Origin of the sequence: Mongoliitalea lutea (assembly GCF_014652135.1) — a bacterium.
In the GTDB taxonomy this organism is placed as follows: domain Bacteria; phylum Bacteroidota; class Bacteroidia; order Cytophagales; family Cyclobacteriaceae; genus Mongoliitalea; species Mongoliitalea lutea.
The window spans coordinates 57,025-78,985 of record NZ_BMYF01000002.1 but is presented as its reverse complement, the minus strand read 5'-3'; the positions used below and the strand labels follow the sequence as shown (position 1 = coordinate 78,985).

General features: G+C 41.0%; 22 protein-coding genes. 15 read left to right on the top strand and 7 right to left on the bottom strand.

What is annotated here, in order from left to right:
* Positions 1 to 254 precede the first annotated feature (254 nt).
* Both IE080_RS02085 and IE080_RS02080 read left to right on the top strand, forming a co-directional pair.
* Positions 255 to 815 (top strand): DUF2975 domain-containing protein, encoded by a 561-nt coding sequence (locus IE080_RS02085; protein WP_189578787.1) that lies wholly within the window; start codon positions 255 to 257, stop codon positions 813 to 815.
* A 3-nt stretch (positions 816 to 818) separates the two neighbouring features.
* Positions 819 to 1,028 carry a helix-turn-helix domain-containing protein gene (locus tag IE080_RS02080; protein ID WP_189578786.1) on the top strand — a complete coding sequence of 70 codons (210 nt, stop codon included), beginning with the start codon at positions 819 to 821 and terminating at the stop codon, positions 1,026 to 1,028.
* A gap of 24 nt (positions 1,029 to 1,052) precedes the next feature.
* Here the strand turns inward: IE080_RS02080 and IE080_RS02075 are convergent, their stop codons facing one another.
* Positions 1,053 to 1,301, bottom strand: a complete 249-nt coding sequence (locus tag IE080_RS02075; protein ID WP_189578785.1) for a hypothetical protein — start codon at positions 1,299 to 1,301, stop codon at positions 1,053 to 1,055.
* Positions 1,302 to 2,140: 839 nt separating this feature from the next.
* On the opposite strand from IE080_RS02075, the gene pyrG reads away from it, so the two are divergent.
* The 9 genes from pyrG (at position 2,141) to IE080_RS02030 (ending at position 11,418) form a co-directional block, all read left to right on the top strand.
* Positions 2,141 to 3,760 (top strand): CTP synthase, encoded by a 1,620-nt coding sequence (gene pyrG / locus IE080_RS02070; protein WP_189578784.1) that lies wholly within the window; start codon positions 2,141 to 2,143, stop codon positions 3,758 to 3,760.
* 91 nt (positions 3,761 to 3,851) lie between these two features.
* Positions 3,852 to 5,651 (top strand): membrane protein insertase YidC, encoded by a 1,800-nt coding sequence (gene yidC, locus IE080_RS02065; protein WP_189578783.1) that lies wholly within the window; start codon positions 3,852 to 3,854, stop codon positions 5,649 to 5,651.
* A gap of 374 nt (positions 5,652 to 6,025) precedes the next feature.
* The gene (locus IE080_RS02060) at positions 6,026 to 6,709 is read left to right on the top strand and encodes a metal-dependent hydrolase (protein ID WP_189578782.1); all 684 of its coding nucleotides are present in this window, start codon (positions 6,026 to 6,028) and stop codon (positions 6,707 to 6,709) included.
* 9 nt (positions 6,710 to 6,718) lie between these two features.
* On the top strand, positions 6,719 to 7,498 hold the full coding sequence (locus IE080_RS02055; protein ID WP_189578781.1) for a ParA family protein: 780 nt from the start codon (positions 6,719 to 6,721) through the stop codon (positions 7,496 to 7,498).
* 8 nt (positions 7,499 to 7,506) lie between these two features.
* Positions 7,507 to 8,424: a ParB/RepB/Spo0J family partition protein gene (locus IE080_RS02050; protein WP_189578780.1), complete on the top strand. Its 918-nt coding sequence runs from the start codon at positions 7,507 to 7,509 to the stop codon at positions 8,422 to 8,424.
* 127 nt (positions 8,425 to 8,551) lie between these two features.
* On the top strand, positions 8,552 to 9,085 hold the full coding sequence (locus IE080_RS02045) for a DUF5683 domain-containing protein (protein WP_229800451.1): 534 nt from the start codon (positions 8,552 to 8,554) through the stop codon (positions 9,083 to 9,085).
* Between the two features lies 1 nt (position 9,086).
* On the top strand, positions 9,087 to 9,809 hold the full coding sequence (gene dapB / locus IE080_RS02040; protein ID WP_189578778.1) for a 4-hydroxy-tetrahydrodipicolinate reductase: 723 nt from the start codon (positions 9,087 to 9,089) through the stop codon (positions 9,807 to 9,809).
* Positions 9,810 to 9,823: 14 nt separating this feature from the next.
* On the top strand, positions 9,824 to 10,903 hold the full coding sequence (lepB, locus tag IE080_RS02035) for a signal peptidase I (RefSeq protein ID WP_189578777.1): 1,080 nt from the start codon (positions 9,824 to 9,826) through the stop codon (positions 10,901 to 10,903).
* 143 nt (positions 10,904 to 11,046) lie between these two features.
* On the top strand, positions 11,047 to 11,418 hold the full coding sequence (locus tag IE080_RS02030) for a hypothetical protein (RefSeq protein WP_189578776.1): 372 nt from the start codon (positions 11,047 to 11,049) through the stop codon (positions 11,416 to 11,418).
* 14 nt (positions 11,419 to 11,432) lie between these two features.
* On the opposite strand, the gene IE080_RS02025 is transcribed toward IE080_RS02030, so the two are convergent.
* From IE080_RS02025 to IE080_RS02015, 3 genes are read right to left on the bottom strand one after another with little or no spacing between them, the layout of a single operon-like run.
* Positions 11,433 to 12,035 (bottom strand): DUF6992 family protein, encoded by a 603-nt coding sequence (locus IE080_RS02025; RefSeq protein ID WP_189578775.1) that lies wholly within the window; start codon positions 12,033 to 12,035, stop codon positions 11,433 to 11,435.
* A 17-nt stretch (positions 12,036 to 12,052) separates the two neighbouring features.
* Positions 12,053 to 12,697: a LysE family translocator gene (locus tag IE080_RS02020; protein WP_189578774.1), complete on the bottom strand. Its 645-nt coding sequence runs from the start codon at positions 12,695 to 12,697 to the stop codon at positions 12,053 to 12,055.
* The gene (locus tag IE080_RS02015; RefSeq protein WP_189578773.1) at positions 12,694 to 14,244 is read right to left on the bottom strand and encodes a GH3 family acyl-acid amido synthetase; all 1,551 of its coding nucleotides are present in this window, start codon (positions 14,242 to 14,244) and stop codon (positions 12,694 to 12,696) included. Before IE080_RS02015 ends, IE080_RS02020 begins: the two co-directional genes overlap by 4 nt.
* Positions 14,245 to 14,293: 49 nt before the next feature.
* Here IE080_RS02015 and IE080_RS02010 point away from each other — a divergent pair, with 49 nt between their 5' ends.
* The 3 genes from IE080_RS02010 to IE080_RS02000 are packed head-to-tail and all read left to right on the top strand — an operon-like array spanning position 14,294 to position 16,658.
* The gene (locus tag IE080_RS02010) at positions 14,294 to 14,968 is read left to right on the top strand and encodes a YggS family pyridoxal phosphate-dependent enzyme (protein ID WP_189578772.1); all 675 of its coding nucleotides are present in this window, start codon (positions 14,294 to 14,296) and stop codon (positions 14,966 to 14,968) included.
* A gap of 1 nt (position 14,969) precedes the next feature.
* Entirely contained in the window at positions 14,970 to 15,341 is a 372-nt protein-coding gene (locus tag IE080_RS02005) for a DUF423 domain-containing protein (RefSeq protein WP_189578771.1), read from the top strand.
* A 3-nt stretch (positions 15,342 to 15,344) separates the two neighbouring features.
* Positions 15,345 to 16,658, top strand: a complete 1,314-nt coding sequence (locus IE080_RS02000) for a D-alanyl-D-alanine carboxypeptidase (protein ID WP_189578770.1) — start codon at positions 15,345 to 15,347, stop codon at positions 16,656 to 16,658.
* Here IE080_RS02000 and IE080_RS01995 read toward each other — a convergent pair.
* From IE080_RS01995 to IE080_RS01985, 3 genes are read right to left on the bottom strand one after another with little or no spacing between them, the layout of a single operon-like run.
* Entirely contained in the window at positions 16,655 to 17,146 is a 492-nt protein-coding gene (locus tag IE080_RS01995; RefSeq protein WP_189578769.1) for a hypothetical protein, read from the bottom strand. The two genes, IE080_RS02000 and IE080_RS01995, sit on opposite strands and share 4 nt — an antisense overlap.
* A gap of 2 nt (positions 17,147 to 17,148) precedes the next feature.
* Complete coding sequence (locus tag IE080_RS01990; RefSeq protein WP_189578768.1) at positions 17,149 to 18,255, bottom strand: ferredoxin--NADP reductase; 1,107 nt, start codon at positions 18,253 to 18,255, stop codon at positions 17,149 to 17,151.
* 14 nt (positions 18,256 to 18,269) lie between these two features.
* Entirely contained in the window at positions 18,270 to 20,465 is a 2,196-nt protein-coding gene (locus IE080_RS01985; protein WP_189578767.1) for a DUF5916 domain-containing protein, read from the bottom strand.
* A gap of 149 nt (positions 20,466 to 20,614) precedes the next feature.
* On the opposite strand from IE080_RS01985, the gene purB reads away from it, so the two are divergent.
* Positions 20,615 to 21,961, top strand: coding sequence for an adenylosuccinate lyase (gene purB, locus IE080_RS01980; RefSeq protein WP_189578766.1), 1,347 nt, complete (start codon positions 20,615 to 20,617; stop codon positions 21,959 to 21,961).

The following is a 21,961-nucleotide window of genomic DNA, read 5'->3' as shown; positions in this document are numbered from 1 at the left end:
TTTAGGCGAAAAAAGTATAAATGCGATTATTGATGCTTAAATTATGACAACTAGACTTTCTTTCTCCAATTGAGACACAAAGCTAAAAAAGTAGTCTCCCTACCCCATTTACCCATCACTTAATCAACTCATTTAACCAAATCACTCACCCATCATCCTACTGTTGACTAAAGTGATTTGTTTTTTTTTTCACCACATTTTTATTGTTTTTCAATAAATTTTTATTGATGTTTGCATTACTAAGCAACAACACTATGAACACTCAAAATCAATGGAAAGAAAAATGGGCAAATCAACCCATGCTTATGTTAACGACTGTCGTTATTTGGTCTGTATTTATTGGCCTTTGTATCAAGGCAGGTGCGCTTACGTTTGTAGCAATCCTGAGCTTTTTCAATGCTCCGGTGGCGCAAGACCTGTATGAAGGATTGAACTTATATAGTCTTATGCAAGAAAATTTATGGTACTATGTTGGGCTTCTCAGTTTAATAATAGGTATTGCTGTTTCGAAAGCATACTTGTTTTACTTAATGATCAGAATTTTTATGAGTATTGACTTACAACATCCCTTTAATTCAAAAGTTGGAAACTACCTTTCTCAGATGGGCAGCACAGCTTTGCAAATAGGGTTTCTTATCATCATTACCTCATCCAGTATCAAATGGTTGATCAAACGAGGATTTGAGATTCCATCAATGGCTGGATTCATAGGAGGTGCAATGGAATTTATTTTTATGGGAATTTTGATCTTTGCGATTGCGCAGGTTTTCAAACGAGGCATAGAAATCCAATCCGAAAATGAGTTAACCGTCTAAGCTATGCCGATTATTGTAAACCTAGATGTGATGATGGCCAAGCGTAAGATGTCCCTCAACGAGCTTTCAGAAAAAGTGGACCTCACGCTCTCCAACCTATCTATCCTCAAAACAGGCAAAGCCAAAGCCGTTCGCTTCAGCACCTTAGAAGCCATCTGCAAAGCATTAGATTGTCAACCAGGAGATATTTTGGAGTTTAGGGATGATCAATAAAAACGAACGATGCTCTTTTTCCACTCAACGAATGTAACTTGCTCCAAAATTCGATCTTGGGGTTTTAAAATACCCCAAAGATATCTTCCAAAGAATCATCATCTCTAAAATAAATACCACTAAAAAGCTTCCAGGTCTGAAAAACCTCCAAGATTCAATTTCCTTTTCTTTCTGCGGCTTCAGCGCCTTCCGCAAGCCCAACCATTGCGTCAGCAAAAAATCTGTGTAAATCCGTGAAAATCCAATTTCCAATCTGTGTTTAAATCCTTCCATCTGGACAAGACCTCAGCGCTACGCGCCTCTGATTCATCGCATACCATCAATTTCTACGAAGACCACAGGGCTACGCCCCTAGTTGTCCTGATATGACCTAGTAAACTTTGGGTTTCAAATGATAGATTGTTGCCTTCATTTATCTTGCAGCAACAAATCCCCATCTGTGCCCATCTGAAAAATCTGTGGACAGCCCCAAGGGAGCTAGGCAACCATTATTTTCATTTTCAGCGTCTTCTGCGGTTTCCGCGAGAACCTACCCTTCGTGTAATTAGTGCCATTAGTGGACAGCCTCCATAAGTAGTATTGCCCCTACAGGGCAGATGAGAGGTGCCTTGGTCTTCCAATCCATGGGTTGGGAAACCCATGGTTACTATTGTGCTGACCCTCGCGGGTCAGGGCTACAACATTGATTCAGTGTTTTCTGTGGATTCCGCGCCTTCTGCGAGCCCCAATTTGCAGTAGCAAATCCATCTGTGCCAATCTGAGAAATTTGTGGACAGCCTTACAGGAGCCATGCGAGCAAATTTTCCTAAAAAATTTCAGCGCCTTCTGTGCATTCTGCGAGAACCTATCCTTCGTGCAATTCGTGCCATTAGTGGACAGCCTTCTTTCTGTGGATTCCGCGCTTTCTGCGAGCCCCAATTTGCGACAGCAAATCCATCTGTGCCAATCTGAAAAATCTGTGGACAGCCTTACAGGAGCCATGCGACCAAATTTTCCAATTACTTTCAGCGTCTTCTGCGGTTTCCGCGAGCAATAACTTTTGATTAGTGGAAACATATACCTACCTTTGAATCCCATAAGAATTCCAGCAAAAAACACTACCCACCCTTCTTATGGCTTCATCCACCAAATACATCTTTATTACCGGAGGTGTTACATCTTCACTAGGAAAAGGCATCATCGCCGCTTCTTTAGCTAAATTATTACAAGCAAGAGGTTTCCGTGTGACTATTCAAAAATTTGATCCTTATCTGAACATCGATCCAGGCACACTCAATCCCTATGAACACGGGGAATGCTATGTTACGGAAGATGGAGCAGAAACAGACCTTGACCTAGGGCATTACGAGCGATTCCTCAATCACCCAACCTCCCAAGCAAACAATGTGACGACGGGAAGAATCTACAACAACGTCATCACCAAAGAGCGAAAAGGAGAGTATTTAGGAAAAACTGTACAGGTAATCCCTCATATTACCGACGAAATCAAACGCAATTTTTTCAAATTAGGCCAAGATGACGCTTTTGATGTAGTCATTACTGAAATCGGTGGTTGCGTAGGTGACATCGAGTCCCTGCCATTTATCGAGGCTGTAAGACAAGCTAAATGGGATTTAGGAGCTAATAACTTCTTGGTGATCCACCTGACCCTTATCCCTTATTTGGCTGCTGCCAAAGAACTTAAGACCAAACCAACCCAACATTCTGTCAAGCAATTGCTGGAAGCCGGTATTCAGCCGGACATCTTGGTCTGCAGAACTGAGCATCCTTTACCTATGGATGTTAAGAAAAAATTGGCACTCTTCTGTAACGTACAATTAAACAGTGTCATCGAGGCAATGGATGCAGAGACCATCTATGATGTTCCATTGTTGATGAAAAAAGAGAAGCTGGATGAGCGGGTGATGACCAAACTTAAATTAAGTTCCAAAACCAACACAGATTTAGATCAGTGGAAGGCATTTTTGGGCAAACTCAAAAACCCTACGCAAGAGGTGAATATCGGCTTGATCGGAAAGTATGTTAGTCTTCCAGATGCCTACAAATCCATCATTGAGGCCTTTATACATGCAGGTGCAGCGGCTGAATGCAAGGTGCGTTTAAAGCTTATTTCTTCTGAAGAATTACAACCTGAAACTGTGCGCGAAAGACTTCATGACTTAGATGGAATCTTGGTTGCTCCAGGATTTGGTGAAAGAGGGCTTGAAGGTAAGATAGAAACTGTTAAATTTGCACGCGAAAATAAGCTGCCTTTCTTCGGAATATGCTTGGGGATGCAGGTTGCTGTAATCGAATTTGCACGTAATGTCTTAGGATTAGCCCAAGCAAACAGTACAGAGATGGACCCTGCAACCCCTCATCCTGTCATCGATATGATGCAGGATCAGAAAAACATCCAACAAATGGGTGGAACCATGCGTTTGGGTTCGTATCCTTGTGAACTGAAAAAAGGAAGTAAGGCGGCGCAAGCTTACGGAAAAACAAAAGTTTCCGAAAGACATAGACATAGATATGAGTTTAACAACACCTATCTAAAGGCCATGGAGGAAAAAGGCTTGATCCCTTCCGGTATCAATCCTGAGTCCAAGCTGGTGGAAATTGTGGAATTAAAAGAACATCCTTGGTTTGTAGGAACGCAGTTTCACCCAGAGTATAAAAGTACGGTTTTGAATCCTCACCCTTTGTTTGTGAGATTTATCAACGCCGCCATTGAGAACAAAAAGTTAAAATAAGAGTAATTAACATATTCCTTCCATTGAAAGGTAATGTCCGCTAGATCTGGGCATTACCTATTCTTTTGATTAAGGAGTTAACATTAAAATTATGGATAAAAATCAAGCGACAGGACTGATCCTATTCGCAGCCGTGTTGTTGGTGTATTCGATCTTTTTTGCGAAAGTACCAGAACCTATTGTGGAAGAAGTAGTAACTACCGAACAGCAGGTAGCGACAGTGGAAGAAACTGCTACCTTGGAAGTTGCTCCAATTGCACAGCCTGATAGTATTCAGGACATGTTGGCGATTCAGCAATTTGGGATTTTTGGTCCCATGACAAAAGGTACGGCAGAAACTGTGATCATGGAAAATGAGCACTTGATTGTAGAATTTACGACCCAAGGTGCAGAGATTGCCAAAGTCACATTGAAAGAGTTCAAAACATGGGATCAGCGTCCATTGGTGATTTTAGATGAAGAAAGTTCTGACCTTAGTTTCAATCTAGAAACGGATAAAGGAACCATCAGCTTAAATCAGCTTTTCTTCTCTCCTATCGCTGCTACTTCTCAATTAGAAGATGGTACACAGGCTCAGGTGATGACCTTCATTGCACAATCCGGTTCTGCTCAAATTGTCCGTACCTACACCCTCCCTGCTTCCGGTTATGTCTTGGAAAAGAATTTGGAGTTGAAAGGTTTGGGTAGCGCATTACGCAACAATGAAGTGCAGATCTTGTGGGATGACCGATTAATCCGTCAGGAAGCTGATATTGAAGAATCCAGAAGAAAAACCAATGTCAACTTTTTCACTGCTGCTGGAAGTCATGATTACTTAAGCTTGACTTCCGAACGAGCGGAAGACAGTATCGAAGAACCTTTGAAGTGGGTGAGTTTCTCCCAGCGTTTCTTTACTTCTGCCATCATTGCCGACAATGCATTTACCAGAGGTAGTGTATTGCAAGTAACCCCTAAAGACACGCTTTCCATTAAAAATGTAAAGGCAGACATCTTGTTGCCTTTAGCAGATGGTAAAGCATCCATGAGTTACTTCTTTGGCCCAAATAATTACAACTTGTTGAAGACCATTACGCCAGGTTTTGAGAAAAACGTGGACATGGGATACTTCTTCGTGAGCTGGGTCAACAAATACATTATTGTAAACTTGTTCCAGTTTTTGGAGAAGTACTTCAGTAATTACGGGGTGATCATTATCTTAATTGTATTGATTATCAAATTGGTACTTTTTCCTCTAACTTACAAGTCCTATGTGGGAATGGCCAAGATGCGCTTGATCAAACCTGAGATTGATGAGTTGAAAGAAAAGTTTGGCGATGATCCTGCCAAAATGCAGCAAGAGCAAATGAAGCTGTTTAGCCAACTAGGCGTAAGTCCGATTTCGGGCTGTTTACCGATGTTGCTTCAGATGCCATTCTTGTTTGCCATGTTCTTCTTCTTCCCTAATTCTATCGAATTGAGACAGGAGTCTTTCCTTTGGGCAAATGACCTTTCTACTTACGATGCAATTTTCTATTTACCATTTACCATTCCTTTCTATGGTGCGCACGTGAGTTTGTTTACGATCTTGATGACCATTTCGCAGATTGCTTACACGCATTTCAATAATCAACTGACTGCACAGACAGGTCCGATGAAAAATATCGGATACATTATGCCGGTGGTGTTTATGTTTGTATTAAACTCTTTCCCAGCTGCATTGAGTTTCTACTACTTTGTTTCCAACATGGTAACATTTGGACAGCAGGCATTGATCAAAGCTTTTGTCGATGACAAGAAAATCAGACAGAAGATCGATGACTATAGCAAAAACAATGTCAACAAGAAAAAGTCGAAATTTCAGCAGCGCTTGGAAGATGCCATGAAAGCAGCCGAAGCGAAAAAGAAGAAGTAACAAGGTTATCTGTTATTGTCTATGTAAGCAACAACTACAATAGTTTTTGCTAATTGACTACAGTCGATGATAAACATTCAACAGTTGTACTATATGATAATGATGATATTTTCTTGTAAGACAACAGTTCTTTTGACTAATGTCTTCAAATAATTTACCTGAAATGCGGTGGGACTTCCTACCGCATTTTTTTTGCACTCCTATTTCTTCATTATCAGAAGAAAATCTCAACGATTCATTACGGGATTCGTACCTTAAAGAGTTCATTTTAAATGTTTTCGAAGCTATCCACATTTTGCTGTGGAAAACAATTGAATTGAACCAATGATAATATTGATATATTTGTATTACGAAAACTGTTAACACCTCAAGCCATGATTGAATTAACCTTTTTAGGACATTCTTCCTTTCTGGTAGGAATTCAGGACAAAAAAATTCTCTTCGACCCATTTATCAGTCCCAATGCCAAAGCAGCACATATCAATGTTGATGAACTCCGTGCTGATTATGTATTGCTCAGCCATGGCCATGAAGACCATGTAGCAGATGCGGAAAAAATCGCTAAAGCCAGCAATGCCACTTTGGTATCCAATTACGAGATTGCAGTATGGTTTGCTCAAAAAGGAGTTGAGAAATACCACCCTATGAATCATGGAGGTAGCAAAACCTTTGACTTTGGTACGGTGAAATATGTTACTGCGGTACATAGCAGCACCTTGCCTGATGGGGCTTCTGGAGGAAATCCTGGTGGCTTTGTCATCAAGCATGAAGGAGGTGCTTTCTATTATGCAGGAGATACAGCTTTAACCTATGATATGAAATTAATTGGTGAGTCTTTCAAATTGGACTTTGCCATACTGCCAATCGGAGATAATTTCACCATGGGTATTGAGGATGCCATCATCGCAGCTGATTTCGTAGGTGTCAAAAAGATCGTAGGAATGCACTTTGACACCTTCCCTTATATCGAGATTGACCTAGAAAAAGCAAAAAAAACAGCAGCAAAAGCAGGTAAAGAATTGATTTTGCTTAATATTGGAGAAACTATCAAGCTTTAAATAAGCCTCATGGGAAAAGTTATTGCGATTGCAAACCAAAAAGGTGGTGTAGGAAAGACAACTACAGCAATGAATCTCGCAGCAAGTTTAGCTGTCTTGGAATTCAAAACGCTAGTAATTGACGCTGACCCTCAGGCCAACACCACTTCTGGGCTAGGACATGATCCTAAAAGTATAGAAAACAGTATTTACGAGTGCATGGTGGATGGTGTAGATATACATTCCATCATCCTTAAAACTGAAATTGAGCACTTAGAACTTGTCCCTTCCCACATAGACTTGGTAGGTGCTGAGATCGAAATGATCAATCTCGAAAGCCGGGAAGAAAAAATGAAAACCGTAATTGCTTCCGTGAGGGATCAATATGATTTTGTCATCATCGATTGTAGCCCTTCCCTAGGTTTGATTACAATCAATGCCCTGACGGCTGCAAATTCTGTGATCATTCCCGTGCAATGTGAGTATTTTGCATTGGAAGGCTTAGGGAAATTGCTCAATACTATCAAGATCATCCAAACCCGTCTCAACCCTGACTTGGAAATAGAAGGCATTTTGCTGACCATGTACGATGTACGTCTTCGCTTATCCAATCAAGTGGTTGACGAAGTGCGAGTTCACTTCAAAAATCTAGTATTTGACACCATCATTCCTCGAAATGTGCGACTCAGTGAGTCCCCAAGTTTTGGATTGCCGGTAATTGCCTTCGATGCAGATGGAAAAGGCGCAGTGGCCTATTTGAATCTCGCGCAGGAAATTGCCAGCAAAAACGGAATGGAAAAAGTAAATTAAATTAACGCATGGCTGATAAAAAACCATTACCAAAGAAAAATGCTCTTGGCCGAGGACTCGGTGCCTTATTGGAAGATTCCCCTCAAAAAAGTAAAAGTCAGGATTTGATTCCTGCCTCTCCTTCTGCGGGAATCTATGAGATTTCTTTGGACGAAATATTTGTAAATCCTTATCAGCCACGAACGCACTTTGATAAAGATGCTCTGCAGGAACTTGCGGAATCCATCAAGGTACAAGGAATTATTCAACCCATAACCGTACGAAAATTAGGAGATAAAGAGTATCAATTAATTTCAGGTGAGCGAAGATTCCAGGCATCCAAAATCGCAGGTCTGGAAAGGGTTCCCGCCTATATTCGTACTGCCAATGATCAGCAAATGCTGGAAATGGCCCTGATTGAGAATATTCAGCGGGAAAATTTAAATGCCTTGGAAATTGCCCACTCTTATCAGCGTTTATTGACAGAATGTGAGTTGAAACAAGAGGAATTGGGTGACCGTGTTGGTAAAAACAGAACTACTGTCAACAACTACCTTCGCCTATTAAAACTTCCACCAGATATTCAGGCTGGCTTGAGAGATAACAGGATTTCCATGGGGCATGCACGTGCCTTGATCAATGTGGAAGATGTTGACAAACAGTTAGCAATCTACAAAAAAACAGTGGAAGAAGAATTGAGTGTGCGTGCAGTGGAAGCATTGGTAAAGTCTCTCAATGATAACAAAGCCGACAAAGTATCTGCTGATAAGCCGGATTTAGACCCTGTTAGAAAGTACGAAATCAATAAAATCCAACAGCGATTGGCATCCCACTTTGGTAGCAGAGTGCAATTGAAGGCAGATGCCAAAAACAAAGGGGAAATAAAAATACCCTTTACCTCAACATCGGATTTGAACCGAATATTGGAAATATTAGAGATTATCTAAGTAGACGCACCAACAGGAGATGCTGACAAGGACACAGTTCAGCTGGGAAAACCACCTTTCAAAGGTCTTTCAAAGCCTAATTTTTGTTAAAAACACAGCTAATTCCCTTGCAAAAAGGGGACGCTTGGTGTTTTTTTTCCTTTTTTTATTCTCTTTTGTAGATAGTTATGCGCAGGAAATCATTGTCAATGACACCCTGAGTATAAAACTCTTCGATCGAGATGTCAAAGACCCCAAAACAGCCACTATCTTATCCGCCTTATTACCTGGTTCGGGACAAGTTTATAACAATAAAGCTTGGAAAGCCCCTTTGATTTATGGAGGATTTGCTACCAACATTTTCTTCATTGATTTTAATGGTAGAAGGTATCAGTTGTTTTTGGATAATCTACGAAGATTGGATCGACAGGAACCAACAGATTTCCCCAATCTCAATCGGGATGGTTTGGTGAGAAATGTGAATTTCTGGAGGAGAAACCGGGATTTGAATTACTTCCTCTTTATAGGAATTTATGCATTAAATATCTTAGATGCGCATATAGATGCACATTTATCTTCTTTTGATGTCAGTGAAGATTTGAGTTTTAGATTTGAACCGAATTTTGAGATGCTGACAGCAGGAGGTGCCTTGGTGGGCTTGAGTTTAAAAATTAATTTCTAACATGAACATACTCTTATTAGGTTACGGAAAAATGGGAAAGATAATAGCTGAGATAGCGGAGTCCCGTGGCCATTCCATAGCCGGTAGAATTACTATTGATAATATGGCTGAATTGGACAGTTTAGCTATCAAAACGATTGATGTAGCTATAGAATTCTCCCAACCGGAGGCTGCTGTGGAAAATATCTCCTGGGCTATCAGCCGAGGTATTCCAGTGGTATCAGGTACCACAGGTTGGTTACACGAAAAGCCAGTCATTGAGCAGTTAACCAAAGAAAAGAATACAGCATTTTTCTATGCTTCCAACTTCAGTGTGGGGGTAAATATTTTCTTCAAGGTAAATAGATTTCTCGCCAGCTTGATGAAGGATCAAGTAGATTACAAAATCAGCATGGAAGAAATTCATCATACAGAGAAAAAAGATGCTCCTTCAGGCACTGCAATCACACTTGCGGAAGGAATTTTAGCAGAACAGTCACGCTTTCAAAGGTGGACCTTAGATGAAGGCCAAGCTATTGAAGCTGACTCCTTACCCATCAGCGCCAAACGAATTGACCCAGCCCCTGGTACACACACCATTACCTATAGTTCGGACATCGACGATATCGAGATTACCCACACAGCCCACAGTAGAAAAGGCTTTGCTATGGGAGCAGTATTGGTTTCGGAGTGGATTCAGGATAAAAAAGGTGTGCTGTCCATGGATGATTTCCTATCTTTCTAATATTTTTGAAAATCATGCAAGAAGAACAAAAGAAAAAAAAGTCAGCAACCCGCGAATGGATTGACGCTCTCGTCTTTGCTGTTATAGCTGCGAGTTTAATCCGTTGGTTGCTCCTTGAGCCCTTTACGATCCCTACAGGATCCATGGAAAAATCCCTTTTAGTAGGTGATTTTCTTTTCGTAAGCAAGATGCATTACGGAACCAGGGTACCCAAAACAGTAATCCAAATGCCTCTGACGCATCAGAAGATCTGGGGAACAGAAATCAATTCTTATAAGGATTGGATTCAATTACCGTACATGCGTCTGCCTGGATTTACCAAGATAAAACGAAATGATGTGGTGGTTTTCAATTTTCCAGAAGAAATTGATATCCCCGTAGACCTGCGAACCAACTACATCAAACGGGCTGTAGCGGTACCAGGTGATATTTTAGAAATTCGAGAAACTGATATTTACATCAATGGAGAAAGAGGCGATGACCCTCCCAAAATGCAGTTTTCTTTCGATATCTTGACGGAAAAAAACTTAAATGAAGACTTCTTCAATGAGTATGGCATCAACAAAGATAGTTATATGCCATTCAGCAATGGAGTAGGTTACATGGCTATGGCTACTGAGGAAAATATAGATCGGCTGAAAAAATCTCCGGCAATCGGTAATGTCATGTTACGCGCAGAGCGTCCAAATTCAGGTGACCCACGGATATTCCCCGATGGTGCTTACTTTGGTTGGAATAAAGATAATTTTGGACCTTTGGAAGTACCTGGAAAAGGGTGGACCATAGAAATCAACGATGAGACTATGGCGAAATATGCTCGCACCATTCAGTATTATGAGCGCTTAAAAGATGTGCAGGTTCAAAACAACCGATTGATCATTGATGGACAAGAGGTGACTTCCTACACCTTCAAGCAAAATTATTACTTCATGATGGGTGATAATAGACATGACTCCTACGACTCCCGCTACTGGGGATTTGTACCGGAAGACCATGTGGTAGGCAAAGCCTGGTTCTTATGGCTGTCTTTGGATAAACATAAATCCATGTTCAGTAAAATCCGATGGAATCGATTCTTCAATGGAATCAAGTAAGAAAAAATAAAGGGGCCAAGCGCCCCTTTTTTTATATGCTTAACTCTTTATTTACTTTAAGTCTGATTGCTTCTGCGACAAAATTATTGTGAAAAGGCAAGACAAAAACATGGGTAACTACGTCCTAATGAAAAAATGAGCCTATGAAAAAATTCCTTCTCTTTTTCTTGTTGATTAGACTTTACACGGCCTGCACTGAATCCGACCCAACAATGGGATTACCCACAGATGTATTTGAAGTGACAACTTTGGGTATCGATGGTGATTGTGGTTTTATGGTCTTTACTTTTGACGAGGATGATGTAGAACGCTTGGAGGAATTAGTAGGCTCCACTGCCAGTAGGCGTAATCATCGTATGGGGTTGAACTTAGATAGAAACCGTTTTGGAGAGTCAAATATACGGTTACGTATAAGAATACGTCAACCTCTAGAAAGTGAATTAGGGTATAGATGCACAACTTTCGGCATCCCTCCGAGACCTGTGGTGGTCGTGAGCGCCCATCGAATAAACTAACAAAAGAAATTTGGTTAGAAAAGCATTCGGAAGCCTATCCCTCCTGGGCCCAAACTGACATTTTCAAGTAAGTTGGGCAATCCCTTTCCATGGCTATTGTGGATCAAAAATTTAATAGCATCAAAACTCATCAAAAAGGCACCCTGCAAAATTACTGACTTCCCAAAGCCACTCAAGCGCTCATTATCCGTCCTTCTCCCTCGCTCCAGCATATACAAGCCTCCCGCCATATAGGCCACATCTAAACCTGCATTGACCAACAAAATCTTTTCTATGGACTGTTGACTCCTCATGGTTTCCCAGAAATCAGCACTGGGCACTTCCTTCATCGCGGAGTAATAGCCAAACCCAGCAATCAATAAATTAATAGAATTCCAGTAAGCATTCATCTGATGGAATCCTTGGATTTCCCCGGTAGTTCTTCCAGCCATTACACCTCCCCAAATGATATTTCCGACGGCCCAAGAACCCAAAATCATCATGCCCTGCTTGTTGTAGTCAATCCTAACCTGATTGAAATCTTGGAGAATCTCACCTTGAGTCTGCGCTTCAACAGCTAAAACCACCATAAAAACCAAGCAGAAGGTAAGTAAAATAACTGGAAGAATATTTTTCATAGAACCGTCTTTTATCCTTAACCAGCGAAAAGGGCTTGGTGTTTTTCAAAGGCAAACCAAATCAACCGAAATCCGAAAAACACCAAAAATACACCTACAGCAATATTTAGTTTTTGCATAATGCCGGGAGTTACAAAACCACTCAATTGCTTGGCCACAAACGCTTTCAACAAATCAATCAAAAATACTGTCACCAAAATCCCAGCGTAAAATAAGCCTACGTCTACCCTATCAAAATTATCCTTTATGGCCACCAAACCTGCTATGGAAATCCAAAACAGGAGTACAAAAGGATTGATACCATTGATGCTGAAACCTTTCCAAAACCCTTTCTTTTTGCTATCTTTTAACACAGGGAGCCCTCCAGAATTAGGACGGTTGACATTTTTTTTCAAGATGGAGCTAACCCCGAAACCTCCCAAAACCAGCCCTCCTGCATAGCCAAGAACAACCTCAAAATAGGTGCTTTTTGCCAATAAATTGATGCTAAAATAGGTCAGTAACACATACAGCAGGTCACTTACAAAAATACCTAAAGCTAAGACTGCCGTGTGTCTGAAACCATTTTGGAGGCTGTTTTGAACCAGCGTAAAAAACACTGGCCCAACCATTGCTGACAGCAACAAGCCCATACTCATTCCTTCCAACAATGCTGGACTCATAGCTTCACTCCATTTGCACGAAGAAAATCCAACCAATCATTCATTTTATCCCCTTTCAATACTCTCGGGAATTTATTTTGTCCACCTTCTTTCCCTTGGGCACGAAGCCAATCATAGAACAGGTGACTTGGAATTTTGGAAAGTCGCATTTCTTTCAAGGCATGTTTACGCTCAACTCCATAATCATCATTTAACTGATGAAGATAGGTATCTATTCGCTCCCTGAGCAACTCCTCTGACACATCCGAATCTGTACCTGCAAACCAATGATGTGCAAACAAGGTCCCATGAGGCATGCCAGCAACGGTAAATTCCCTAATATCAATATTCAGCTCTTCCTCTGCCATTTTTACGGCTTGATTGATGTTATCCACGGATAAGTGCTCTCCACAGAGCGAAAGAAAATGCTTCGTTCTCCCAGTAATACGAATTTCCACTTCAGCTTTGCTTTCAAAGCGAATGGTATCTCCAATCAAATACCTCCAAGCTCCTGAACAGGTGGATATCAATAGTGCGTAATCAACACCTTCTTGGACCTGACTGATATTGAGTATGGTGGCATTGGGCCGGACTTCTCCATTCTCATCAAAATTCTCATCCGTAAACGGGATAAACTCATGAAAGATCCCATTATTCAACACCAAGCGCATCGAGTTTCTATTAGGCAATGCTTGAAAGGCTAAAAAACCTTCAGAAGCCAAATAGGTCTCCATGTAAATCAACGGTTTCCCAAGCAACTTTTGAAAGCCCTTTTTATAGGGTTCAAAGGCCACTCCCCCATGTACAAAAATTTGGAGATTAGGCCAAATCTCGTGAATATGCTTCAATTGGTAGCGCTCGATGATTTTTTCCAATAAAATCTGCAACCAAGCAGGCACCCCCACAATAATCCCTATATCCCAAGATGGAGCCTTTTGCACAATCTGTTCCAACTTTTCACCCCAATCCTTATTCTTTGAGATTTGCTTACCAGGCTTGTAAAAACGCTGAAACCACACGGGTAATCTACCTGTAGTAATTCCGCTCAAGTCCCCTGAGAAAAATGTCCCATTAAAATCCAAATCAGTACTGCCTCCAAGCATCAAAATCCCCTTGGTAAATAAATCATCCGGCAGGTCATATTTGGATAAGCTCAGAATTTGCCGAACACCCGTTTTCCGTATGGCTTTCACCATGTCTTTGGTGATGGGAATGTATTTGGAAGAAGCCCCAGAAGTACCGGAAGTCAAGGCAAAATAACGGATAGCATCTGGCCAAGTGATATTCTTCTCTCCATCTTTAAGCCGGTACCACCATTCCTCGTAAATTTTATCATAATTGTAAATGGGCACCTTGCTGGCAAATTTCTGATGGAAGAGATCACTAGGTTCCTTGAAAGACTTCAAAATCTCTGCAAAACCGTATTTCTTCCCTATCTCCGTATCCTTGGCTGTAATCAATAACTTTTTAAGGCATTGCTTCTGAAGTTCCAAAGGGTTGCTGTATTCCTGTTCTAGAGACTCCCGTAATCTTATGCCTTTTTTTAGTAATGTACCTAATATAGCCATATCTTTGTCTGTGTGCTGCGTGTTATTCTAACTTACCAAAATTAAGCGAATGAACCTGAAAGAAAATCTAATTTCCCTAAAAAATACTTTTATTAATCCAACCTGCACCTTGGTGGCGGTCAGTAAAACAAAACCGAATAAACTCTTGCTAGAGGCTTATGAGGCAGGTATCAGGGACTTTGGAGAAAATAAGGTGCAGGAAATGAGTGAGAAAGCAGAACAATTGCCTAAGGATATCCGATGGCATATGATTGGACATTTGCAGCGTAATAAAGTCAAATACCTTGCACCATTTGTTCATTTGATCCATAGTGTGGATTCTTTGAAGCTATTGAAAGAAATTGATAAAGAAGCGAAAAAGAATGAGCGTATTATACAAGTGTTGCTACAAGTGTATATAGCGAAAGAGGAAAGTAAGTTTGGTTTAGATGAGGTTGAATTACGTACCTTGTTACACGATGAAGCGTTAGCAAAACTGGATAGTGTAAAAATCATCGGATTGATGGGCATGGCCACTTATACCGATGATGAGGACCAAATCCGGGCAGAATTCCGCTTTTTGAAAAATTTGTTTGAATCACTTCAAAACGAAGCACTCCCAAGCAACGTTGAATTGAAAGAACTTTCAATGGGTATGAGCGGAGATTACCTGTTAGCCCAAGAGGAAGGAAGTACCATGGTGCGCGTAGGAAGTGCCATTTTTGGAGAAAGAAATTACCAGTAATATGAATAATCGAATTTGGATGATTGGGGCGGCAGTATTGCTTGCTTTGGCAGTTGGTATTGGTGCTTTTGGAGCCCATGGATTGCAGCCAACTTTAGAAGCCAATGGCAGAATGGACACCTTTGAAACTGCGGTTAAATACCATTTTTACCATGCTTTAGGTTTATTGATTTTTGCTATCTGGAAACAGCTGCAACCCACAGTCAAACACCTAAATCTCTCCTACCTACTATTGACGATTGGCATCCTGATTTTTTCAGGTTCTTTGTATGTCTTGAGTATTACTGGCATAACCTGGCTAGGCGCCATTACACCTTTGGGCGGAGTAGCTTTCATTGCTGGATGGTTAAATTTGATCCGGGTTAAAGCATAAACTATGCGGAAATTAGTTCTATTCCTAGTAGTTCTCTGTAGTATTGGAGTACTTACTTTACCCTCCTCTTTTGCACAAACCGAGGAGGTTAGAGAAAAATATGAGCGCTTTGAAGCTTTAATGGGGAGAGGCTCGTTTTTCGATAATCACCTGACTGGATTTATGCTGTTTGATTTGGATAGTCAGCAGGTGATTTATGAGAAAAACAGTCATTTGAATTTTATCCCCGCCTCTACGATCAAAGTGTTCACATTCTATGCTACACTCAAAACATTAAGGGACAGTACACATACTTTTCGATATGTCAGCAATGGAAATTCAGTGAAAATTTGGGGTTCCGGTGATCCAACCTGGCACTACCATAAAGCAAATAATGGTGCAAGAATTGATCAATTCTTCAACCGTTTTTCTGAGATCCAATTATCACATAGCAATTGGAAAGATACGGGCTTTGGGTATGGATGGCAGTGGGATGATTATTATTACGCCTATTCAGCAGAGCGCTCGCCCCTACCCATTTATGGGAATTTGGCGATTTTCAATAATCAACAAAACAAACCACAAGCCCAAGTCCCTTTATTTGCTGGCATGGTGAAAACATATACTAAGCCAACTTGGCGCATGGAACGGGATTTTCATTCCAATACTTTTTACTACAATCCCAATGCTTACAATCAGGTCAGAGCCGAATTACCTTTTATCGCTTCTCCTGAACTTAGTCAACAGCTGATGGAGTTTCAGCTGAAGAAAAAAGTAAGTTTAAGCATGGATCCACTTCCAGCTAACCATCAATTATTCAAATCAGGCAGCTTAAGGCCTTTATGGATAGAATTGATGCAGGAGTCAGACAATTTTATTGCAGAGCACCTGCTTTTAATGGTATCGGATTATTTGTTTTCAGAACTGGAAGCAGAGCGGGCCATAGAGTTTATCCAAAAAACCTACTTGAAAGATTTACCGGATAAACCACAATGGGTAGATGGTTCAGGGCTTTCCCGACACAACCTGAGTACACCACGCAGCATGATTCAGTTACTGAGCAAATTGGAAGAAGAGCTTTCCCGCGCAGAATTGATGCGTATTTTCCCACAGGGAGGCATCAATGGAACTATCAAAAACAATTACAAGGCACAACGCCCCTACGTCTTCGCAAAGACAGGCACCATGTCCAACAACCATTCTTTGGTAGGATACATCAAAGGGGATTCTGGAAGAATTTATGCTTTTGCTTTTATGAACAGTAATTACCTGAATAAAGCATCTGAAATCCGCAGGGAAATGGAAAAGGTGTTACAATTTGTCAAACAGAACTACTAGATTCTTTTCTTCAACTCTTCTACCTGCTGACGCTCTTCACCTTTTAATTTGAGTAAGCGCACAATCCTATCGGGACTAGGTTTACCCAAGGAAGCAAATATCAGATTGATTGCCAACACAATGGTAAACATAGGATTTTCGGTAATCATCAAGGAAAATGACCCCCAAATGGCAATCCCGAATAAAAACCAAAAACGGAGCATCGTTGCATCTGCATAGATCTGCACCTTTTGGTTGATTTCGAGGTCCTGAGATTTTGCTTTGCCTAATTTGGAATGAAAGGCAAAGTAATGACCTGCCAATAAGGTGATCAAAAAAGTCAAGCTAAAGCCACCCCAGAAAGAATTTTCCTGCGGAAGATTCAATTCCATCACGGGACTCTGGGTGTAGAGGTAGGCAAAAGCAAAAAAAGGGAGCGGAATCGCTATCAAGATCAAGGTATTCCGCTCCAATTTTGAATATATTTTTCTAAGTTCTGTAATTTCCAAGGCTATTCAATTATAATCTTTATATCTCCGCTTGCTGCTTTAGACGAGCAACATAAAATGTATCCATCAGCAATTTCTCCTGGGCTTAGACCTGCATCTTCAATCATGTCTACCTTACCGGAAATTAATTTTCCTCGACAAGCAGTACATAAGCCACTCTGACAACTGTAAGGCATATCCACATCTTGATCTAAACCAGCTTCCAAGATTGTTTTCCCCGGAGCCACTTCAAATTTATAGGTTTGACCCTCCAATTCTACCTCTACCTCACGTGTCAATGCAGGTGCTAATTTACCAGCAGCTTCCATCTCCTTCTCTTTGGCATCCAAGTCTGAGTAGAAACTTTCGCTGAGTATGTTATCCGATGCTACGCCCAAAGAAACCCAAGTTTCTTTACTTGCATCCATGATACCCTCAGGACCACAGACGAAAAACAAGGGCTCCAAGGTTGAATTTTCAGTAACTTTTTGATGAAACTCTTTTATTTTGGTAGCATCCAAACGGCCTGACCATCCCGACCAAGCGGCACTTGGCTGACTCAAGTTGTGGACAATTTCCAAACGCTCACCATACTTGGCCTGTAATCCTTCCAAGGCATTTTTGAAGATGATTTGCTCTTCATTTCTACTGCAATAAAGCAAGCTTACTTTGGATTGCGGCTCATTGATCAAAGCAGATTTTAGTATCCCCATGATTGGCGTAATACCAGACCCACCAGCTACCATCACAAAATTTCGTTTGTTTTGAGAATGGAAAGGAACAGTGAAGTTCCCGAGGGGCTTCATGATTTCAATGGTCTTCCCCGGACGGATTTGATCGTTGAGGTAGTTGGACACCAATCCACCTGTCACCCTTTTGACTGAAATCCCTGGATAAGGATCTACAAAGGGAGACGTACATAGACTGTACGATCTACGCACTTCTTTACCATCAATCTCAAGGATTAAAGTCAAAAATTGACCTGGTTTATAATCCAAATAGGGCTCAGGCTGCTCAAAATAAATAGTCACCGTATCGGCTGTTTCTTTGACTACTTCCCTGACCTTTAATGAAATATATTGCGAGCCTTTGGAAGGCTCTTCTTTTTTTCTTTTGAATAAATTGAACATACCCGCTTTTCCGATTACACGTTGATCCAGTAAGTGAGCTTCAAAATTAATGCACGGTTCTTAATTTGGAAGTTCTCTGGCAAATAATTATCTGTGTACACAACAAACAAATCCGAAACAGGTTTGAATCTCCACTGAAATCTTGTGTTGATATTGATATTTTCGATCTGTGAATTGTACTGCACAAAGGTACTCAGAAACAACTTGTCTGTAAAGGAAAGTTCCATTCTCGGACCCACTAACCATAAATCCGCTGAATTATAAGGCTCTGGAAATTGAAGCTTGTTATATTCTGCATACAACGAAACGTTACCATAGGGCTGCACACGATAATTCAAATTGGTATTTACGTACAAACGCTCACCATTGAAAAACTCTCCTGTGTATACAGTAGATGAATAGTTGAAAAGCTTTCTACTATCAGAAGTATAGGTTATCCCTGCTCTTGTATATCGATAATCTGTACCAGCCTCTAACTGCTTTCCACCTGTACGGGTTGGATCAAAAGGTCTGAACAAGTAAATGTATTCATTGAATAGCCTCGCCTGAATTGTAGAGGTATTTTTGAAATATAATCGGTAAGCAAATGTGATGTTTTCATCCAAGGTCTGCCCGAAATCCTGATCTTTATACAGGTCATACCGAACTTGGAAGGTTTGTTGGAAAATTTTACTTTCCGGTTTGGCTACAATTCTGTACATGGCATTTGGTTCCAATCGCCAGTAGCTTCTTCTGGGCACAAACCCAACCTCTGCATTGTAATCCCCCCCCACATATTCCTGATTCCATTGGAGGTTAAGTTTTTTTGTATTATAACTTAGATGAGAAGCAAAAGCCTGTGGATCCTGTAGATCATCCGGACCAAATGAACGGTGATAAAAAAACTTCCCTGTCCATTTATTATCCGCTGACAATAAATTGTAATCCAAGCCAGCAACCCGATTGAATGTAGTGACCCGACTACCTTCAGGAATAACACCTGTTGTCTGTCTATTGACAAAAATACCTGCAATATTGGATCGGCTGAAAACTTTTTTCTGAGCTGTAGCCACGGTATAATTTTGACCTGGATAGCCAACAGCTAATTCATCTGCAGTTTGCATATTGAGTAAGCCTACTCTCAGATTATCTCCTACATTTCCATTCAAACGGGCTCCATACAAAATCCGATTATTACTGCTTCTACCGATACTATCGGTGGCGATACCTATCCTTCTGGAGAAAAAGGGCCTGATCTGACGAAATCCATAATCCCCAAACAAGTCTGCATTTTCCAAGAAAAACTGCCGGCGTTCAGGAAAGAAGAGTTCAAATCGATTCAAATTGGTTTGCTGCTGATCCACCTCCACTGTGGAAAAATCAGGATTGAAAGTCAAATCCAAGTTCATGGAAGGAGTCAAGGCAATTTTAGCATCAAAGCCAGCGGCAATTCCTGAGGTGGCAGGTTGCTCTCTTTGGTAATCTTTGGCCCCATTGACAGCAGTGTAAGGAATGACAGCAATATTCGCTCCCGGCTTTTTCAATGGCTTATCCCAATTTAGGTATCCAGAAAAGGCAATTCCCTGAATTCGTTGATTCAATGGAACAGGCACCCAAGATGATCGCTCATAATTTTTACGGTCGTTTCGGATAAAATTTACTCGCCAGTAATTGGAGCCCTCCGTGTAACGAAGCGTTTTGAAGGGGATGGCCATCTCTACTTCCCAATGATCCTCGAATCGGTTGACAGAAGAATACCATTTATTATCCCAAACATCGGAAACTCTATCCCCGTGATGAATGAGGCCTTCCATTTGTACATTGTATGGATTGACAGCAAACATAAATCCATTATTCCCATCATCGTAAGGCCCAATGGTGATGGCAAATGCATCATTTTCGTAAAATCTAAAATCCCGTTTGAGTGAGGAAACCACATACCCCTCTCCTACTTCGTGGTACAATTTTGCAGCCACATATAAAAAATTCTCATCGTACTTGAGCTTTACTTCCGTCCGATTGGTTGCAGGTAATCCCTCTTTGGGCATTTGCTGAATAAAGCCATCAATCAAATCTGCATCAGCCCACTCATCATCCTCAATCGTCCCATCCAAGGAGATAACCTTTACAGCTTCATAAACCTGAACACCGAAATCTCGGTCTTTTTTATTGTTAGCGAAGGAAGCGGGAGAGGCAAGTATGAGCGTGAAAAGCCAAAGAAAATATTTCATGGCGCAAACATACAGGGATGGCCGTTGGGGCGAGTGGTAATTTTTTCTTTCGGTCAATATCGGTTATACAAACCTATATTTAAATGTAGATGGAGGACCAAAAATCCATCCTAAACAACTAAATTTGGGACTTGACAACAAATCAACACATGAATCTCAGTACACTCACCGCAGTAAGTTCTATCGACGGTAGATATGGAGCCAAGACAGAAGATCTTAGAGCCTTTTTTTCAGAATATGCCCTGATCAAATACAGAGTCCATGTAGAAGTGGAGTACTTCATTGCCCTGTGCGAATTGCCACTCCCTCAATTACAGGAAATAGATTCCTCCAAGTTTGCAGCAATGAGGGCTATAGTCACTGATTTTTCCGAAAAAGATGCTGAGACCATCAAAGACACCGAAAAAGTAACCAACCATGATGTGAAAGCCGTGGAGTACTTTTTAAAAGAAAAGTTTGACACCATCGGACTAGGTGCTTACAAAGAATTCATCCACTTCGGATTGACTTCACAGGATATCAATAATACAGCGACTCCCATGATGTTGAGAGATGGGTTGGCTACAGTGATTCTTCCTTCCTTGCAACAAGTTATTGCCAAATTGAAAGCTCAGGTAGCAGCATGGAAAGACATTCCCATGTTGGCGAAAACTCATGGACAACCAGCCTCTCCTACCCGACTAGGGAAAGAATTTCAGGTATTTGTTACGCGGATAGAAACCCAACTGGCACAGCTTCAGGCTGTTCCTTTCTCAGCAAAATTTGGAGGAGCGACAGGAAATATGAATGCCCACCATGTGGCCTACCCTAGCATTGATTGGAATGGATTCGCTTCGAATTTCGTCGATTCCTATTTACATTTGGAGCGCTCTTATCCTACGACACAGATTGAGCACTATGACAATTTAGCCGCCTGCTTTGATGCATTGAAAAGAGTCAACACTGTATTGCTAGACCTTTCCAAGGATGTGTGGCAGTATGTGGCGATGAATTATTTCAAGCAAAAAATCAAAGCCGGTGAAATCGGTTCTTCTGCCATGCCCCATAAAGTCAATCCCATTGATTTTGAAAATGCAGAAGGTAATTTGGGAATTGCGAATGCTTTATTGGAGCATTTAGCTGCGAAACTACCCATCAGCAGGCTTCAGCGGGATTTGACAGATTCTACTGTCCTACGAATCATTGGTGTACCTTTGGCGCATATGCTGATTTCCTTAGAGTCCTTGAATAAGGGATTAAACAAACTGGAATTGAACAGGGAAGCAATTGCAGCTGATCTGGAAGAAAACTGGGCTGTTGTGGCAGAGGCTATTCAGACGATCTTGCGAAGAGAAGGGTATCCAAAACCATATGAGGCTTTGAAAGATCTGACAAGAACCAATGAAAAAATTACGGAACAATCCATCAAGCGATTCATTGAAGGCTTGCAAGTTTCCGAAGCCATCAAAACAGAATTAAGAGCCATCAGTCCATTTACATATACAGGAATTTTTTAA